This window comes from Streptomyces sp. NPDC052910, assembly GCF_055585605.1.
In genome coordinates this window covers 818,560-836,337 of record NZ_JBVJJR010000003.1, presented here as the reverse complement: position 1 = coordinate 836,337, position 17,778 = coordinate 818,560, and the positions used below count along the sequence as shown (strand labels likewise).

General features: G+C 72.1%; 15 protein-coding genes. 7 read left to right on the top strand and 8 right to left on the bottom strand.

The genetic code is table 11. The annotated features are described in order from the left end of the window. Positions 1-51: 51 nt before the first annotated feature. The 3 genes from ACZ6X9_RS14745 to ACZ6X9_RS14735 are packed head-to-tail and all read right to left on the bottom strand — an operon-like array spanning position 52 to position 2,838. Positions 52-855, bottom strand: coding sequence for a hypothetical protein (locus ACZ6X9_RS14745; RefSeq protein ID WP_469778354.1), 804 nt, complete (start codon positions 853-855; stop codon positions 52-54). Continuing rightward, complete coding sequence (locus tag ACZ6X9_RS14740; RefSeq protein WP_469778353.1) at positions 852-1,865, bottom strand: hypothetical protein; 1,014 nt, start codon at positions 1,863-1,865, stop codon at positions 852-854. The genes ACZ6X9_RS14745 and ACZ6X9_RS14740 overlap by 4 nt, the downstream gene beginning before the upstream one ends. A gap of 37 nt (positions 1,866-1,902) precedes the next feature. After that, positions 1,903-2,838 carry a hypothetical protein gene (locus ACZ6X9_RS14735; protein WP_469778352.1) on the bottom strand — a complete coding sequence of 312 codons (936 nt, stop codon included), beginning with the start codon at positions 2,836-2,838 and terminating at the stop codon, positions 1,903-1,905. Between the two features lie 476 nt (positions 2,839-3,314). Between ACZ6X9_RS14735 and ACZ6X9_RS14730 the strand changes: the two genes are divergently transcribed. Continuing rightward, the gene (locus ACZ6X9_RS14730; protein WP_469778351.1) at positions 3,315-5,936 is read left to right on the top strand and encodes a valine--tRNA ligase; all 2,622 of its coding nucleotides are present in this window, start codon (positions 3,315-3,317) and stop codon (positions 5,934-5,936) included. A 237-nt stretch (positions 5,937-6,173) separates the two neighbouring features. On the opposite strand, the gene ACZ6X9_RS14725 is transcribed toward ACZ6X9_RS14730, so the two are convergent. The 5 genes from ACZ6X9_RS14725 to ACZ6X9_RS14705 form a co-directional block, all read right to left on the bottom strand. Next, complete coding sequence (locus ACZ6X9_RS14725) at positions 6,174-7,340, bottom strand: hypothetical protein (protein WP_469778658.1); 1,167 nt, start codon at positions 7,338-7,340, stop codon at positions 6,174-6,176. A 166-nt stretch (positions 7,341-7,506) separates the two neighbouring features. Then, positions 7,507-8,871 (bottom strand): glycosyltransferase, encoded by a 1,365-nt coding sequence (locus ACZ6X9_RS14720; RefSeq protein ID WP_469778350.1) that lies wholly within the window; start codon positions 8,869-8,871, stop codon positions 7,507-7,509. A gap of 51 nt (positions 8,872-8,922) precedes the next feature. Beyond that, positions 8,923-10,050, bottom strand: a complete 1,128-nt coding sequence (gene wecB, locus ACZ6X9_RS14715; protein WP_469778349.1) for a non-hydrolyzing UDP-N-acetylglucosamine 2-epimerase — start codon at positions 10,048-10,050, stop codon at positions 8,923-8,925. Positions 10,051-10,286: 236 nt separating this feature from the next. After that, the gene (locus tag ACZ6X9_RS14710; RefSeq protein WP_469778348.1) at positions 10,287-10,967 is read right to left on the bottom strand and encodes a response regulator transcription factor; all 681 of its coding nucleotides are present in this window, start codon (positions 10,965-10,967) and stop codon (positions 10,287-10,289) included. Then, the gene (locus ACZ6X9_RS14705; protein WP_469778347.1) at positions 10,964-12,109 is read right to left on the bottom strand and encodes a PAS domain-containing sensor histidine kinase; all 1,146 of its coding nucleotides are present in this window, start codon (positions 12,107-12,109) and stop codon (positions 10,964-10,966) included. The genes ACZ6X9_RS14710 and ACZ6X9_RS14705 overlap by 4 nt, the downstream gene beginning before the upstream one ends. Before the next feature lie 162 nt (positions 12,110-12,271). Between ACZ6X9_RS14705 and folC the strand changes: the two genes are divergently transcribed. The 6 genes from folC to mreD all read left to right on the top strand — a co-directional run bounded on the left by folC (position 12,272) and on the right by mreD (position 17,745). Beyond that, the gene (folC, locus tag ACZ6X9_RS14700) at positions 12,272-13,831 is read left to right on the top strand and encodes a bifunctional tetrahydrofolate synthase/dihydrofolate synthase (protein WP_469778346.1); all 1,560 of its coding nucleotides are present in this window, start codon (positions 12,272-12,274) and stop codon (positions 13,829-13,831) included. Between the two features lie 2 nt (positions 13,832-13,833). Beyond that, positions 13,834-14,175 (top strand): DUF4233 domain-containing protein, encoded by a 342-nt coding sequence (locus ACZ6X9_RS14695; RefSeq protein WP_469778345.1) that lies wholly within the window; start codon positions 13,834-13,836, stop codon positions 14,173-14,175. 108 nt (positions 14,176-14,283) lie between these two features. Next, on the top strand, positions 14,284-14,697 hold the full coding sequence (ndk, locus tag ACZ6X9_RS14690) for a nucleoside-diphosphate kinase (RefSeq protein ID WP_004950901.1): 414 nt from the start codon (positions 14,284-14,286) through the stop codon (positions 14,695-14,697). A gap of 284 nt (positions 14,698-14,981) precedes the next feature. Next, the gene (locus tag ACZ6X9_RS14685; RefSeq protein WP_004950903.1) at positions 14,982-16,001 is read left to right on the top strand and encodes a rod shape-determining protein; all 1,020 of its coding nucleotides are present in this window, start codon (positions 14,982-14,984) and stop codon (positions 15,999-16,001) included. Positions 16,002-16,124: 123 nt separating this feature from the next. Then, a complete protein-coding gene (gene mreC / locus ACZ6X9_RS14680; protein WP_469778344.1) occupies positions 16,125-17,057 on the top strand; it encodes a rod shape-determining protein MreC in 933 nt (310 codons plus the stop codon). Positions 17,058-17,067: 10 nt separating this feature from the next. Beyond that, the gene (gene mreD, locus ACZ6X9_RS14675; protein ID WP_469778657.1) at positions 17,068-17,745 is read left to right on the top strand and encodes a rod shape-determining protein MreD; all 678 of its coding nucleotides are present in this window, start codon (positions 17,068-17,070) and stop codon (positions 17,743-17,745) included. Positions 17,746-17,778 lie beyond the last annotated feature (33 nt).

Here is a 17,778-nt window from a genome sequence, read left to right as displayed (position 1 = left end):
GGCGCCCGCGCCGCCGGCGGAGGCCGGGCCGGGGACCGCCCGGGCCCCCGCTCACTTCTCGCGGGGGACGCGGACCTCGTGGCGGAGCCGGGCCGCCGTCTCGGCACACCGGTCCGGAGAGGAGGCACCGGCCAGGACGGCGTCACGGTCGGCCAGCATCACCACGGCCACCGTGCTGTGGTCGGCCCAGGCACAGAGCGGCAGGTCGGCGGAGCGGCCGGGGGCGGTGACCCGCATGGTCCGGCACTTCATCACGGCGTCGCCGAGACCCGCGGGGGTGACCTTCCGAGGGGTGCCCACGTAGCGGAGTCCTCCGTCGTCACCGGCCTTCCGGCTGCTCTTCTCGATCGTCCGGAACAGGCGGTCCACGGTGACTTCCGGGTGGTCGATCCGGCCCCAGACACCGTGCACCGAGAGCCGCTTGCGCAGGGTGCCCTCTCCGGCCTGGTACTCGGCCCCCGCGGAGTGCGGGTCCCGGATGCCCAGTGCCTCGTCCTCCTTCTTGTCGTCCGAGAGGGGCCCGCTGTCGTCGTCGTTCCTCGTGAACTCGCCGAGCACGGTCCGCGGCATGGCGAGCCGGTAGGGACCGCCGTCGTCTCCCGAACCGCCGGAGCCGCCCCGGAAGAGGAAGAAGCCGCCGGCGAGGGCACCCACGAGGACGGCCAGGCCGACGGTGACGCCGATGACCACGCCCTTGCCCGAGCGCCGCGGGGGCGGGGGCGGGGGAGGGAACGTGGGCGGGAACGGCGGCGGGTGGGCGCCGGGCGGTACGGGTGCGGCCGGGTGCCCGGCGCCGTACGCGGCGGGGGCGGGCGGTCGCGGAGGCGGCGGACCGTAGGAGTCCGGTCGCGTCATCGGCCCACCTCGACCCGGACGGCGTCGCGGAACCGCACGGCCTGCTCGCCCGCCTGCTCCAGCGTCGTGCCGCCGCCGCCCATGGCGGACGCCAGGTCCACGCGCATGACGACGGCGGTGGTGCTGTGGTCGGCCCAGGCGCAGAGCGGGGCCTTGAAGTTGTCGGGGACCCCGCCGGAGGAGCCGCCGGCGGTCTTCACGTACTGGCACTTCATCACGGCGTTCCCGAGCCCCGGGGGCGTGACCTGCTGCGGGCTCCCCTCCAGCTCGCCCTTGCCGTCCTTGCCGCCCTTGGCTTCCTTCTCCAGGGACTGCCCCATGAGGTCGAAGAGCCGGTCGAGGGTCCGGTCCGGGTTCTTGATCTTCCCGTAGACGCCGTTGAAGAAGAGGTACTTCTGGGAGAAGCCCTCGCCGGACTCGTAACCGGCGCCCGCCTTCTCCGCGTCGGCGACGCCGAGCTGGGCGGCCTTGGCCTTGCCGTCGGGGCCGAAGCCCTTGCTCGTCTCGCTGGGGTCCTTCTTGAAGTCCCCGAGCACGTTGTCCGGTGCCGTCAGCTTGTACCGCTTCCCGTCGTCCGGGACGGAACCGCCGCCGCCGTCACTCTTGTTGAGGAACACGAACCCGCCGACGATCGCGCCGACGACGGCCAGCGCGCCGATGGTGATGCCGATGGCCTTGCCCTTGCCCGAGGGCTGTGGGGGTACGGGCGGCGGGTACGGACCGGGCATGCCGGGCTGCTGCCCGTACGGCCCGTACGGAGCGGGCTGCTGCGGCGGCACGCCGTACGGCCCCGGCTGCTGCCCGTAGGGGTGGGGAGGCTGCTGCGGCGGTTGCCCGTACGGACCGGCCGGGGGCTGCTGCGGGGGCGGCCCGTACGGGTTCGGCTGCTGCTGAGGCGGTCGGCCCGGAGGGTAGCCGTAGCCCGGCTGCCCGCCTGGCCCACCGGCGCCCGGCCCGTAGGGGGTGGGCGGGGTCGGCTGACCGTACGGGTTGGGCTGGTCTGAACTCATGTCTTTCCCTTCGGGACCGGTCGCCTCACGGCGCTCGCTACTTGTCCTTGCGGACCTCGTTGCGGATCTTGGCGGTGGCCTCGGCGAGTTCCTTGGCGGGCATCACCGTGCCGGTGGCGTTGGTCGTCGCGAGCGGCGAACTGCTCGTGCTGACACTGTGCTGCACGACGCCCACGGCGCTCGAGTCGCCCCAGACACAGGTGCTCGTGTTGTTCTCACTGGTGATGGTGCTCATGGTGACGACCACCTTCTGCAGCCGGCACTTCATGACCTTGCCGTCGAAACCGCTCGGGCTGAACTCGGTCCACGGCGTCACCGTCTCCACCTTCGCCTGCCGGGCAAGGGGGCTGTCCTGGTTCTTCTTCTGCTTCTCTTCCATATCCCCAATCACGGCACCGACCGACCGGTCGGGGTCGTCGAGATCGCCGTAGACGGCGACGACGGGCAGCCTGTGCTTCTCGGGGTTCTCGTACAGCGCCCGGACGCCCTTACCGTTCTTGATGCCGTGCTTCTCGGTCTCGCCGTCGTTGGCCAGGTCCTCGGTCTTCTCCGCGCCCGCCGCCGCGCTCTTGGTGAACTTGCCGTCCAGCAACTTGTCCGGCAGGACGACCGTGTACGGCTTCACGTCGCCGTCACCGTCCTTGTTCAGGAATACGAACGCCCCGGCGACGATCGCGCCCACCAGCACCAGGCCGCCGATGACGAAACCGATGGTCTTGCCCTTGCCGCCGCCCTGCGGGGGGACCGGTGGCGGGTACGGGCCGGGCATGCCGGGCTGCTGCCCGTAGGGGTGCTGCGGTGGCTGCCCGTAGGGGCCCGGCTGGGCCTGCGGGGGCGCGCTGTACGGGCCGGGCTGCTGCGGTGGGGGGTAGCCGTAACCGGGCTGGCCGGGGGCGCCGCCCGGCCCGTAGGGGTGGGGGCCCTGAGGCGGCTGCGGAGGCTGGCCGTAGGGGCCCGGCTGGTTGAAGCTCATGGTGTGTCGGTGTTCTCTCTGGGGGTGTGGGGGGACGGGGGCGGCGTTCCGCGCCATCCTTTCCGATGCCTTATCCCGGCCTTACCGCGGGTCGGCAACGGTTCCGGCACAGCCGTACGGAGGCGGGACGTCCGCGGCGCGGGCGGCCGGGGGGAACGGTGGCCGGAGATGTGGGGCCGGCCACGGCACGGGGGTGCGGACGCCCGGATCCGGGCAACCGGATGTGCGGCATCGCGTTCTCTCCCCCCGTCGCGACCGCTCCCCGCGGCCGCCGATTCTTCCTGCGCGCTTCCTTCCGCACCTTAACCGTCGCCTCGGACGGCCCTTCGCCCGCCATCGCCTCACCCGGTGGCCCCGAGGGGGGCGCGGCCTGCGTGCGCGTCGGTTCCCCCTACACCTCTCAGGGTGGGGTTCCGGGTCGGGTCAGGGACAAACGGGTTCGTGGCGGGCCGCCTCGGCCCCGTAGAATTTCCCTCGTGACCGAGAACACTCAGCAGCAACACGACAGCGTCCCCGAACTGCCGACCCAGTACGCGCCGGCCGAAGTAGAGGGGCCGCTGTACGAGCGCTGGGTAGAGCGGGGCTACTTCACGGCCGACGCGACGAGCGACAAGAAGCCGTACACGATCGTCATCCCCCCGCCCAACGTCACCGGCTCCCTCCACCTGGGCCACGCCTTCCAGCACACGCTGATGGACGCCCTCACCCGCCGCAAGCGGATGCAGGGCCACGAGGCGCTGTGGCTGCCCGGCATGGACCACGCCGGCATCGCCACGCAGAACAAGGTCGAGCAGCAGCTCGCCGAGGAGGGCAAGTCCCGCCACGACCTCGGCCGGGAGGCGTTCGTCGACCGCGTCTGGCAGTGGAAGGAGGAGTACGGCGGCAAGATCCTCGGCCAGATGCGCCGGCTCGGCGACGGCGTCGACTGGTCGCGCGAGCGCTTCACCATGGACGAGGGCCTGTCCAGGGCCGTCCAGACCATCTTCAAGAAGCTCTACGACGACGAGCTGATCTACCGCGCCGAGCGCATCATCAACTGGTGCCCCCGCTGCCTCACGGCCATCTCGGACATCGAGGTGGAGTACCAGGAGGACGACGGCGAGCTCGTCTCCATCCGGTACGGCGAGGGCGAGGAGTCGCTGGTCGTCGCCACCACCCGCGCCGAGACGATGCTGGGTGACACGGCCGTCGCCGTCCACCCGGAGGACGAGCGGTACGCGCACCTGGTCGGCAAGCGGATCAAGCTGCCGCTGACGGACCGCACGATCCCCGTCGTCGCCGACACGCACGTCGACCCGGAGTTCGGCACCGGCGCCGTCAAGGTGACCCCGGCGCACGACCCCAACGACTTCGCCATCGGCCAGCGGCACGGCCTGCCGTCGATGACGGTCATGGACGAGCGCGGCGTCATCACCGTGCACGGGCCGTTCCTCGGCCTGGACCGCTTCGAGGCCCGGTCGGCGGTCGTCGCCGCGCTGCGCGAGCAGGGTCGGATCGTCGCCGAGAAGCGCCCGTACGTCCACTCCGTCGGGCACTGCTCGCGCTGCGGCACGACCGTCGAGCCGCGGCTGTCGATGCAGTGGTGGGTCAAGGTCGGCCCGCTGGCGCAGGCCGCCGGTGACGCGGTCCGCGACGGCCGGGTGAAGATCCACCCGGAGGACATGTCGAAGCGCTACTTCGACTGGGTCGACAACATGCACGACTGGTGCATCTCGCGCCAGCTCTGGTGGGGGCACCGCATCCCGGTCTGGTACGGCCCCGAGGGCCAGGTCGTGTGCGTCGGCCCGGACGAGGAGCCGCCGTCCGGCGAGGGCTGGCACCAGGACACCGACGTCCTCGACACCTGGTTCTCCTCCGGCCTGTGGCCGTTCTCCACGCTCGGCTGGCCGGAGAAGACGCCGGACCTGGAGAAGTTCTACGCCACCGACGTCCTGGTCACCGGCCACGACATCATCTTCTTCTGGGTCGCCCGGATGATGATGTTCGGCCTCTACGCGATGGACGGCGTCGCGCCGTTCCACACCATCGCCCTCACGGGCCTGGTGCGCGACGAGCGCGGCAAGAAGATGTCGAAGTCCTTCGGCAACGTCGTCGACCCGCTGGACTGGATGGACCAGTACGGTTCCGACGCCGTCCGGTTCACCCTGGCCAAGGGCGCCAACCCCGGGACCGACGTGCCGATCGGCGAGGACTGGGTCCAGGCGTCCCGCAACTTCGCCAACAAGATCTGGAACGCGACACGGTTCGCGCTGATGAACGGCGCCACCGTGGAGGGCGAACTCCCGGCCGCCGAGCGGCTGTCGGCCACCGACCGGTGGATCCTCTCCCGCCTCAACGCGACCGTCGCCGAGGTGGACGCGTACTACGAGGACTACCAGTTCTCCAAGGCGTCCGACGCCCTCTACCACTTCGCGTGGGACGAGGTCTTCGACTGGTACGTCGAGCTGTCCAAGACCACGTTCATGGGCGGCGGCGAGCAGGCGAAGGTCTCCGCGCGCGTCCTCGGCGAGGTCCTGGACGTCACCCTCAAGCTGCTCCACCCGATCGTCCCCTTCGTCACCGAGGCGCTGTGGACGACGCTCACCGGCAAGGAGTCCCTCGTCGTCGCCGACTGGCCGACCGACAACGGGTTCCGCGACGCGGCGGCCGAGGCGGAGATCGAGAACCTCCAGCAGGTGATCACCGAGGTGCGGCGGTTCCGCGCGGACCAGGGGCTCCAGCCCGGTCAGCGGGTGCCCGCGCGACTCAACATGTCCGGTACCGCCCTTGCCGCGCACGAGGGCGCCATCCGGCAGTTGCTGCGTCTGCAGCCGGAGGGTGAGGGGTTCCAGGCGACCGCGAACCTCACCATCGGCGGCGCGACGGTCTCCCTGGACCTGTCCGGGACGATCGACGTCGAGGCGGAGCGGAAGCGGCTCGCCAAGGCGTTGGCGGCGGCGGAGAAGGAGAAGGCTGCCGCCACGGCGAAGCTTGGTAACGAGGCGTTTCTGGCGAAGGCGGCGGAAGCGGCCGTCGAGAAGATTCGTACGCGGCTTGCGAAGGCTGAGGCTGACATCGAGCGGATCAAGGCTCAGATGGACGCGCTGCCGGGCGCGTAAGCGTTGGGGGTTCGCCCCCCGGCCGGGGCGGGATGGGGGTTGCCCCTGTCCCGCCCCTTCCCGTTTCTTGCAAGGGCTGCGCCCCCGCACCCCCGAAGCACGCTGCGCGCGCTGTCCTCAAACGCCGGACGGGCTGTCTTTCAGCCCGTCCGGCGTTTGAGGACAACCGCGCGGAGCGCGGTTTCGGGGTCTGGGGCGCAGCCCCAGGAAACGGTGAAAGGGCGGGGTCGGGGCACCTCACCGCGACCACGGTCGCGACCGCCCCGGATCCCACATCGGCCCCCACGGCCCCTCGACGGGCTCGTCGTGCAGCTCGGCACGGTCGGAGGAACGGCGGCGCCGGTCACGCACCGGCGCGAACAGGACGTACGCCGTCGACACGACGACGAACGCCAGCCGGATCAAGCCCCGCACCGCATCGTCGTGGACGACGAAGACGCTCCCGTACAACGCCACCAACGCCAACCAGCTCCACAGCGGCACCAACCGCCGCTGCCCGCACACGTCCCACAGCAACGTACCGAGCAGCACGGACGCCGTGTAGTACGTGTACACGCTCGGGTCGAGGACGATACGCGCGTTGGCGCCCAGCAGGACGACCGCCGCCCAGCGGCCCCGCCACACCGCGACCGTGCCGAGGAAGAGGCCGAGCGCGGCCTGGGCCGGGCGGGCCCAGCTCGGGGTCTCGGGGTCGTTGGCGCCGAGCCAACGCAGCGCGGAGGCCGGGTTGTTGGGGATGGTGAACTCGGCGGCGGCGAAGGACTGCGCGTCGACGAGGAAGAACGGCACCCAGGCGACGGCGACCAGGCCGGCGCACCAGAGTCCGGCCCGCAGCCACCGTTCCTTCGGCAGGGCGAGCAGCAGCGGGAGGAAGGCCAGGGCGGTGGGCTTGGAGTCCAGGGCGAGGGCCATCCAGATGCCGGTGGCCGCCGCGTCGCAGCGTGTCATGGAGCGGACGGCCAGGGCGGTGAAGAACAGCGCCAGGACGTCGTCGAGGTGGGCGAAGCGGACGGAGACCTCGATCCACATGGGGATGAAGGCCAGTCCGGCGATGAGGACGCGCCGCCGGAGCCGCTGGTGGTTGGTGCCGGTGCCCAGGAAGTGCCGGGCGGCGCTGCGCCCGGTGAGCACCAGGACCACCAGGCCGAGCACCGACATGAACGCCTCGGCGAGGACCTGCCCCACCTCGGCGGGGAAGGGGTTGAACAGGCCGGCCACCAGGAAGCTGACGGGCCCCATCTGGAGTTCGGGGTGGCGGGCGTAGAGGTTGAGGCCGCCGTCGCCCGACGAGCCGTCGTAGATCAGCTCGCCGCCGGTGCGCAGGTAGTGCCAGGAGAAGCCGCCGCTCGGTTCCACCACCGCGAACCAGAGCGCGGCCCACGCGGTGAGCAGCAGCAAGTGCATCCGCGTGCTGAGTTCCGGTATCCGCACAACGCTCCGTTCCGCCACCCGGACGCTTCGGTCCGGGCACAACTGTCACCGGCGGTCAGATGGCGGACGCCGCCCGCAGGTTGCCCCCGGGCGGCGAATGTGAGCAGCGGAACACCGACCTCCGGAACGGGTGCCGAGTTCAGGCCTCGATGGCGACCGGGCCGGAGTCCGTCGTCTCGGCGTTGCGGCGGGTCTTGGCCCAGCCGTTGCGGCCGCGCAGCATCCGGACGAAGCCGCGGGCCGACGCCGGGAAGAGGTGGTAGGCGTACAGCCACAGGGCCAGCCCCCACAGCAGGGCGGTGAGCAGCGAGCGGTCGTCGGCGCGGTCGCGGCGGTAGACCGGGCCCCACAGCACGAACGGCAGCACGGAGACGACGGCCAGGGCGACGACCAGCGGCCACAGCGCCAGCATCCCGCCGAACGCCGCTCCGGCGCCGTCCTCGGCCGCGGTCAGGCCCAGCAGCGCGAACATCAGCGCGCACAGCGCCAGCGTCACCAGGTGGGCGACCGGCTGGAGGAAGGTGTAGAGGGTCTCCAGGATGCCCTTGCCGCCGTAGTGGCGGGAGGAGACGATGCGCGGCGCGTAGCGGACGCACTGGAGGTTGCCCTGCGCCCAGCGGGTGCGCTGGGTGAGGAACCGGCGACCGTGCGGCAGCCCCTCCTGGGAGACCCAGGTGTCGGCGAGGTGGTTGATCCGGTCGCCGGTGAGGATCATGTGCAGGCCCAGCTCGTAGTCCTCCAGCAGGGCGCCGCGCTTCCAGGGCCGCCGCTCGGCCGCGGCTATCCGGTCGAGCGAGGCGAGCCGGGTGAACTGGCCGTTGCCGCCCAGGCCGACGGAGCCGGTGCGGGCGCGGAGCAACTGCATGCCGGCGTTGGAGACGGAGAACTCCATGTCCTGCATGCGCACCAGCAGGCGCGCGAAGGCGTTGCGCACCCGGCCGCGGTCCGGCAGCGGGCGCTCGTCGCCGGTGTTCCGCATCCGGACGCTGACCTGGACGCCGCCGATCTCGGGGTCGCCGAAGCCCTGCGGGCCGCTGACCACGTTCAGGGCGTTCGGGTCCAACTGCCCGTCGGCGTCGACGACGCAGACGACGATGCGCTCGCGGTCGGTCTCCCGGGACAGGAACTGGTTCAGCTCGTCGTACGCGGCGTTGAGCGCCGCGCCCTTGCCCTGCCGGGCCTCGGGACGGTGCCGGCGCACCAGGTGGACGCGGCGGTCGCGCTCGGCGAGCTCGGCGACGATCGCGCCAGTGCGGTCGTCGCTGTCGTCGTCGATGACCCAGACGTGTGCGCGGGGGTGGTCGGCGCGCAGCCGGCCGACGGTCGTGGCGACGACGGCCTCCTCGTCCCGGCAGGGGACGAAGAAGTGCCAGTCGAAGGCGTTCGGATCGCCGTGCTCGGCGAGCGGGCGGCGCGTGTAGGCGTGGCGGGCGCCGGCCCAGTAAAGGAGGAAGCAGGTCAGGAGGAAGAAGGGGAATATGAGGAAGAAGGGGGTCTGGAACACACGGAGTCCTGGTGGGGCGGGTGAGCGGGCGGTGGCGGGGTGCGTGCGCGGTTACGCCGCCAGGCGCACCGGCGTCGCGATCCCGGCCAGCAGTGCCGTGATCCGCTCCGAGGCGAGGCCGTCGCCGAACGGGCTGGGCAGCGCGGCGAGGCGGGCGAGGCCCTCGGGGCCCTCCGCGAGCCGCCGGCGCGCGGCCACGCCGATCGCCGGGCCCGGAGCGACGAGCTCCGCGAAGTCGGTCATCGCCTCCGGCCGCTCCGTGGAGCGCCGGACGACCACCAGCGGGCGGCCGAGGACCGTGCACTCCTCCTGGATGCCGCCGGAGTCGGAGACCAGCAGCGCCGCGTGCCGGGCCAGGGCCAGGAACTCCGAGTAGCCGAGCGGCGCGGTCACCGTCAGCGGCGCGAGCAGCCCGGTGAGGCCGGCCGCCTCGACGCGGGCGCGGGTGCGCGGGTGCAGCGGCAGGACGACCGGGCGGTCGGCGGTGACCAGCGCGGCGAGCTCGGTGAGGATCGCGCGCAGGGCGGCGGGGTCGTCGGTGTTCTCCGGGCGGTGCACGGTGGCCAGCACATAGCCGTCGGCGGTCAGGCCGTTCGCGTCCAGCAGCGCGGCGCGCTCGGCGGCGGACGGGAGCTGGTGATGGACGGCCTCGACGACGGTGTTGCCGGTGACGGCGATCCTCGCGTCCGCCAGGCCCTCGGCGAGGAGGTTGGCGCGGTTGTCCTCGGTGGCCGCGCAGAGCACGTCCGCGACGCGGTCGATGAGGACGCGGTTGTGCTCCTCGGGCATGTTCCGGTCGTGGCTGCGCAGGCCGGCCTCGACGTGCACCAGCGGGATGCCCCGGGCGTTGGCGGCCAGCGCGCCGGCCAGGGCGGCGTTGGTGTCGCCCTGGACGACGACGGCGAGCGGCGGCTCGACGGTGAACAGCTCGTCGAGCTGTTCCAGGGCGGCGGAGATCTGGACGGCACGGGGCTTGCCGCCGACGCCGGTGAGGAGGGTGGGCTCCGGGAGGCCCAGCTCGGTCAGGAATCGGCCGGAGAGGTTCTCGTCGTAGTGCTGACCGGTGTGGATGAGGTGGGTGGCGGGGCCGAGGAGACGGGCCAGGTCCGTGAGCTTGATGAGCTCGGGGCGGGTGCCGAGGACTATGGCGATGCTGCGGGTGGGCAGGGACGCGGGCACGGGGTCTCCTGAGGCTGCGGGGACGAGGGCAGCCTCGAGATTGCGGTGGCTCGGTTGCGCCTCAGGATGAGCGTCGGTTGCTCGACGGTTGCGGGTTCAGGTCGGGACTTTCGTCCCGGGTGGGTTGCCCCTGTCCCGCCCCTTCCCGTTTCTTGCGGGGGCTCCGCCCCCGCACCCCCGAAACCGCGCTCCGCGCGGTTGTCCTCAAACGCCGGACGGGCTGAGATCAGCCCGGACTACGTCCGGTACCGGTACCCCAGCCCCCGCACGGCCTCCACCGGATCCGCCGCCTCGTCCCCCGCCGCCTGCCGCAGCTTGCGGCGCAACCGTAGGACGGCGAACTTGACGCGTTCGCGGCCGGTGGCGTCGTGGTCGTCCCAGACGCGGTCGAGGAGCTGCTCGGTGGTGATGACGCGGCCGCGGTTGCGGACGAGGATCTGGAGGAGGCGGTATTCGATGTCGCTGAGGCGGGCCTCCTGGCCCTGCCAGACGGCGGAGCGGCGCTCGGGGACCAGGCGGAGGCCGTCGTCGAAGGACTCGCCGGCCCAGCGGGCGGGGGCGGCGCGGCGCAGGAGGGCCTCGACGCGGGCGAGGAGCTCGTCGTTGCCGAAGGGTTTGGGGAGGTAGTCGTCGGCGCCGGAGCGCAGGCCGCGGACGCGGTCGGTCTCGGCGCCGCGGGCGGTGAGCAGGAGGACGGGCAGGTCGCTGAGGTCGCGGGTGCGTTCCAGGACCTCCCAGCCGTCGAGTTCGGGCAGGCCGATGTCGAGGATCACCAGGGCGGGGCGTTCGGCGAAGAGGAGGCGGAGCGCCTCGCGGCCGTCGTCGGCGGGGATCACGTGGTACCCGGCGCGTTCGAGGAGGACGCGCAGGGCGAGGGCCAGGTCGGGGTCGTCCTCGACGACGAGGACGCGGGTCACGGGACGTCCTCCCGGACGGCGCCCGGCGGGCCCGCGACCGGGAGGGTGACGCGGAAGACGGCGCCCTCGCCCTCCGTACCGCCCGCGGTCAGCGTGCCGGCGTGCAGTTCGACGAGGGTGCGGCCGATGGCCAGGCCGAGGCCGGTGCCGGGGTAGCCGCCGGAGCGGGCGTTGGCGGCGCGGACGAAGCCGGTGAAGATCTCCTCGCGGGCGTTCTCGGGTATGCCGATGCCGGTGTCGGCGACCTCGATCTCCCAGTGCTCGCCGCGCGGCGCGGCGGTGACGGTGATCCGGCCGTCGGGCGGGGTGAACTTGGCGGCGTTCTCCAGCAGGTTCCCGAAAACGTGCCGGAGCCGGTGGCGGTCGCCGCGCAGGGGCGGGCCGGGGGCGCACTCCAGGACGGTGAAGACGGGCGGCGGGCCGTCGGGCGGGGCGCAGAGGGACTCCAGGACGGCGTCGCGCAGCATGTCGGGCACGTCCACCGGGCCGAACTCCAGCTCCGGCCCGGTGGCCCGCATCCGGGTGGTGAACAGCAGGTCGGCGATGACCCGCTGCATCCGTTCGCCGTTGCGGCGGATGGCGTCCGCGAAGGCCCGCTGCTGGTCGGTGAGGGTGCCGAACGCCGGGTCGACGAGGAGTTCGCCGAAGCTGATGACGGTGGTGAGCGGGGTGCGGAGCTCGTGGGAGGCGGCGGCGGTGAAGGCGTTGCGCTGCCGGGCGAGCTCGGTGAGGGCGACGTTGTCCCGTTCGAGGTCGTGCTCGCGGCGTTTGCGGTCGGTGATGTCCGTGAAGAACCACAGGGCGCCGAGGTAGGTGCCGGCGTGGTGCAGGGGCTCCACTTCGCGGCGGACCACGCGTCCGTCGGCGAGGGGGATCTCGGCCGCCCGGTGGACGGGGCGGCGGGCCAGGATCTCGCCGGGGCTGCCGGAGGCCGCGTGGCCGGGGGCGAAGCGGGAGCGGACGAGGGGGACGACGGGACGCATCGGGGCGCCGCGGGAGAGGTCCACCCGCCCTTCGAGGTCGAACATGCGGGCGAAACGGCGGTTGACCGCCAGGATCTCGTCGGCGGGGCTTTGCAGCAGGGCACCGGCGGGCAGGGCCTCCAGGACGGCCTGGAGCAGGTCACGGTCCTCGGGGCCCATGTTTCTCACCCGCTCCCATGGACGTCTCCGGCGAATCCCTCCGCAATCAAACGAAATCCGCACTAAAACCGTAGGGCAAAGCGGAACATAACGCTCCCGCAGCGCCGTCCCGCGTCCGGCCCCTGCCCCGGCGCACCGCCCCGGATCCGTAGACTGGGCCGCGTGAGCGAGCGCCCCCAGAACGACGAGCACGACGACCACGACGACCTCGGTGAGAAGAGATCCGGCGGCCCCGACGGCACCGACCGGTTCGAGGAGATCGTCGACGCCGAGACCACCCGAGACCCCGACCTGGCGGTGATCGAGGCCGGCAGCCGCACCCTGCGCGCCCAGGCCGGTCCGCCCGAGGGCGACGGCATTCCCGCCCGCCCCGCCGACCCCGAGGTCGAGCGGGCGCTGCGCGAGGTGGAGGCCGAGCTCGCGGGCCGCTGGGGCGAGACCAGGCTCGACCCGTCGCTGGAGCGCATCCGGAAGCTGATGGACATCCTGGGCCGGCCCCAGCACGCGTACCCGTCCATCCACATCACCGGCACCAACGGCAAGACCAGCACCGCCCGCATGATCGAGGCCCTGCTGAGCGCCTTCGACCTGCGCACCGGCCGCTACACCAGCCCGCACGTGCAGACGTACCTGGAGCGGATCAGCCTGGACGGCGTGCCGATCGGCGCCGAGCGGTTCGTCGAGACGTACCGGGACATCGAGCCCTACGTGCGGATGGTCGACGAGAACGAGGACCACCGCCTCTCCTTCTTCGAGGTGCTCACCGGCATGGCGTTCGCCGCCTTCGCCGACGCTCCGGTGGACGTCGCGGTGGTCGAGGTCGGCATGGGCGGCACCTGGGACGCGACCAACGTGGTGGACGGCACGGTCGCCGTGGTGACGCCGATAGCGCTCGACCACACCGACCGGCTCGGCTCGACCCCCGGCGAGATCGCCCTGGAGAAGGCCGGAATCATCAAGCAGGACGCCACCGTGGTCCTCGCCCAGCAGCCGGTGGACGCGGCGCAGGCGCTGCTCAAGCGCGCCGTCGAGGTGGACGCCACGGTCGCCCGCGAGGGCATGGAGTTCGGCGTCGTCGCCCGCGAGGTCGCGGTCGGCGGCCAGCTCCTCACCCTGCGCGGTCTCGGCGGCGAGTACCCCGAGGTGTTCCTGCCGCTGTACGGCGCCCACCAGGCGCACAACGCCGCCGTGGCGCTCGCGGCGGTCGAGGCCTTCTTCGGCATCGGCTCGCAGCACGCCCGCACCCTGGACCTCGACGTGGTCCGCCGCGCCTTCGCCTCCGTCACTTCGCCGGGCCGGATGGAGGTCGTGCGCCGCAGCCCCACCGTGGTGCTGGACGCCGCGCACAACCCGGCGGGCGCCCGGGCGGCGGCCGAGGCGGTCACCGAGGCGTTCGGTTTCAGCCGGCTGGTCGGCGTCGTGGGCGCCAGCGCGGACAAGGACGTCCGCGGCCTGCTGGAGGCGTTCGAGCCGGTCTTCGCCGAGATCGTCGTCACCCGCAACTCCACCGACCGCACCATGGACGTGGACGAGCTGGCCGCGCTCGCCGTCGAGGTCTTCGGCGAGGAGCGGGTCCAGGTGGAGCCGCGGCTGGACGACGCCCTGGAGGCGGCGATCACGCTCGCCGAGGAGGAGGGCGAGTACGCCGGCGCCGGCGTCCTGGTGACCGGCTCGGTCTTCACGGTGGGCGACGCCCGCCTGCTGCTGCGCGGGAGGGACTGACCATGCGGACGCTGTGCGCGAGCACCCTGATCGGTGAATTCTTCATCATCGGCTTCGCCGGGCTGGTGGCCATGAAGGACGACGACCTGTCCACCGGGACGGTCTGGGCGGTCAGCGGGACGGCCATGCTGCTCAGCGTGGTGCTGTGCGGGCTGATCACCCGTCCCGGTGGCGTACAGCTCGGCTGGCTGCTCCAGGCCGGGCTGGTCGCGAGCGGTTTCGTGGTGCCGTTGATGTTCGCCCTTGGCTTGGTCTTCGGCGCCCTGTGGTGGGCGTCGGTGCACTTCGGCCGGAAGATCGACGAGGCGAAGGCGCGGTTCGCGGCGGAGGCGGAAGCCTCGTAGGGCGCGCGCCCGCGCGTCCCGCCCCGGCCCGTACCGGGTGCCGGGCGGTCGCGTACGCCCCTGTACCCTCTGGCCCCACACACACGATCTTCCGCAAGGAGCCGCAGTATGAGCCAGCGCACCCTCGTCCTCCTCAAGCCCGACGCGGTCGCCCGCAAGCTCGTGGGCGAGATCATCGCCCGCATCGAGCGGAAGGCGAACTGGACGATCAGCGCGCTGGAGCTGCGCACCCTGGACCGCGCCGTCCTCGAACAGCACTACGCCGAGCACGTCGGCCGTGACTTCTACGAGCCGCTGATGGCGTTCATGTCGTCCGGTCCGGTCGTCGCCATGGTCGTCGAGGGTGAGCGCGTCATCGAGGGCGTCCGGGCGCTCGCCGGCCCGACCGACCCGATTTCGGCCGCCCCGGGCTCCATCCGTGGTGACTTCGGCACCATCACGCGCGAGAACCTCATCCATGCCTCGGACTCGGTGGAGTCCGCCGAGCGGGAAATCAAGATTTTCTTTCCCGACCACGGCTGATACCGGATCAGGCCGGCTCCCATTCTGATCAGGGGCGACCGATTTCTTTTCGGTCGCCCTCTGACATATGCGTGGGCGATCGGGGGAACCTCTCACTCCGACACGACGTCACCATTACCGGGGCGGACTCGCGTTCCGCCGACAATGGCGGAGCAGCCGTCGCGTCGCTTTCCGTCGGCGAGACTACGATGAGAGCTTCCGCGCCCCGCAGCGCACCACCTGCCGACCTCAAGTAAGCAATCGCTCAAGCTGGGAAGGCCAGACGTATCCTCATGGGGAACAACATGTCGTTCATCGGCCGTGACATGGCTGTCGACCTCGGGACCGCCAACACGCTGGTGTACGTCAGAGGCCGCGGGATCGTCCTCAACGAACCGTCCGTCGTCGCCATCAATACGAACACGGGCGGCATCCTCGCGGTCGGCGCCGAGGCGAAGAAGATGATCGGGCGGACGCCCGGCAACATCGTGGCGGTCCGGCCCCTGAAGGACGGCGTCATCGCCGACTTCGAGATCACCGAGCGGATGCTCCGCTACTTCATCCTCAAAATCCACAAGCGCCGCTGGATGGCCCGCCCCCGCGTGGTCGTCTGCGTCCCCTCCGGTATCACCGGCGTGGAGCGCCGCGCGGTGATCGAGGCCTCCACCCAGGCCGGCGCCCGGCAGGTGCACATCATCGAGGAGCCCATGGCCGCCGCGATCGGCTCGGGCCTCCCGGTCCACGAGGCCACCGGCAACATGGTCGTCGACATCGGCGGCGGCACCACCGAGGTCGCGGTGATCTCCCTCGGCGGCATCGTCACCGCCCAGTCGATCCGCGTCGCGGGCGACGAGCTGGACAACGCGATCATCCAGCACATCAAGAAGGAGTACAGCCTCCTGCTGGGCGAGCGCACCGCCGAACAGATCAAGATCACCATCGGTTCGGCCTACGACCTGGAGCAGGACGAGCACACCGAGATCCGCGGCCGGGACCTGGTCAGCGGCCTGCCCAAGACCGTCGTCATCTCCGCCGCCGAGGTCCGCAAGGCCATCGAGGAGCCGGTCAACTCCATCGTCGACGCGGTGAAGACCACCCTCGACAAGTGCCCGCCCGAGCTCTCCGGCGACGTCATGGACCGCGGCATCGTGCTCACCGGCGGCGGCGCCCTGCTGCGCGGCCTGGACGAGCGGCTGCGCCGCGAGACCGGCATGCCGATCCACATCGCCGAGGACCCGCTGGACTCCGTCGCGCTCGGCTCCGGCAAGTGCGTGGAGGAGTTCGAGGCCCTCCAGCAGGTGCTGGACGCGCAGCCCCGCAGGTGACCGGCGCAGGGCACCGCCGTCCGGCGGAATCGACCTGATATACAGGCAGAACGCTGCCGCTGACCGGCGTCCGCACGGCCCGCCGGTCAGAGGAGACCCGACGAGAAGGGCATGCCGCCGCACGTGAGGGACACACGAGAGAGCCGGCTGCTGTTGGTGCTGCTGATCGCCGTCGCGTTCGCGCTGATCACGGTCGACATCCGGGGCGGCGACCGGTCCCCGCTCGACGGCGCCCGGCGGGCCGCCGCCACCGCCTTCGGGCCGGTGGAGAAGGGCGTCGCCGGAATCGTCGACCCGGTCGCCGACGCGGTCGCCGCCGTCCGCGACTCGGGGGACCGCAGCGACCGGATCACCCGGCTGGAGCGCGAGAACACCGCCCTCAAGCAGAAGCTCGGCAGCGACGACCGCAACAACGCCCGGGTCCGCGAGCTCGACAAGATGCTCGGCACCGCGGGACGCGGCCAGTACGGCATCAAGGGCGCCCAGGTCATCGCCATAGGAGCGGCCCAGGGCTTCTCCTGGACCGTCACCATCGACCTCGGAAGCAACGACGGCGTCAAGCGCGACATGACCGTCCTCAACGGGGACGGTCTCGTCGGCCGCGTCACCACCGTCGGCCCGTCCACCTCGACCGTTCTCCTCGTCACCGACCCCAAGTTCACCGTCGGCACCCGGCTGGAGAAGAGCGGCGAGATCGGCTTCGCGGGCGGCCAGGGCGACAGCAGCCTGCGCGTCGAGCTGCTCAACGGCAAGGCCGCTGTCCGGCCCGGCGACCGCCTGGTCACCTTCGGCTCCAGCAAGGACAAGCCGTTCGTCCCCGGCGTCCCGGTCGGCGAGGTCGTCCGCGTCGAACCCTCCGGCGGCCGGCTCACCCGCACCCTCCAGGTGCGCCCCTTCGTCGGCTTCAGCAAGCTCGACCTGGTCGGCGTCGTCGTCGAACCGCCCAAGGCCGACCCGCGCGACAGCGTCCTGCCGCCCAAGCCCGAGGCGCCCAAACCCACGCCCACGGTGACCGTCACGGCCACCCCGACCCCGAGCGCCGAACCCAGGGACTGACCCCATGCCCATGCGCCTGAACCGGATCCTGCTCTCGACCGCGCTGGTGGTGGTGGCCCTCGTCCTCCAGGTGAGCGTCTTCGCCCGGCTCCACCTCCCCGGCGCCGTCCCCGACCTGCTGCTTCTCGTCGTCGTCGCCCTCGGCCTGGTCTACGGGCACACCGGCGGCGCCCTGGTCGGCTTCGGCGCCGGCCTGCTCGCCGACCTCGCCCCGCCCGCCGACCACGCGACCGGCCGCTACGCGCTGGTCCTCTGCGTCGTCGGCTACCTGGTCGGGCTGGCCCGGCCGGAGACCGGGCGGCTGCGGTCGGCCACCGTCCCGCTGCTCGTCGTCCTCGGCGCGGCCGTCGTCTCCACCCTGCTCTACGCGGGGGTCGGCGCCCTGGTCGGGGACACCGCCGCCCGGCACGTCGGCCTCACCGGCCTGCTGCTCACCGCCGCCCTCTACGACCTGCTGCTGGCGCCCTTCACCGTGCCGTTGATCATGGCGCTGGCCCGGCGGGCCGAGAACGACCCGCTCACCGGCGAGGGCGCCACCGCCGTCGCCGCCGGCGAGGGCGCGTACGGCCGGATGTCCGGCCTGGGCGGCCGCGGGCGCGGCAAGGGACTCGGCGGGTCGAGAGGCGGGCTGCTGTCACGGAGTTCCCGGGGGACGCGGAGCAAGTGGAAGGGCGGCAAGCACCTGTGACAGTCGATCGGTTCGCGTGCCCCCCGGCCCGGG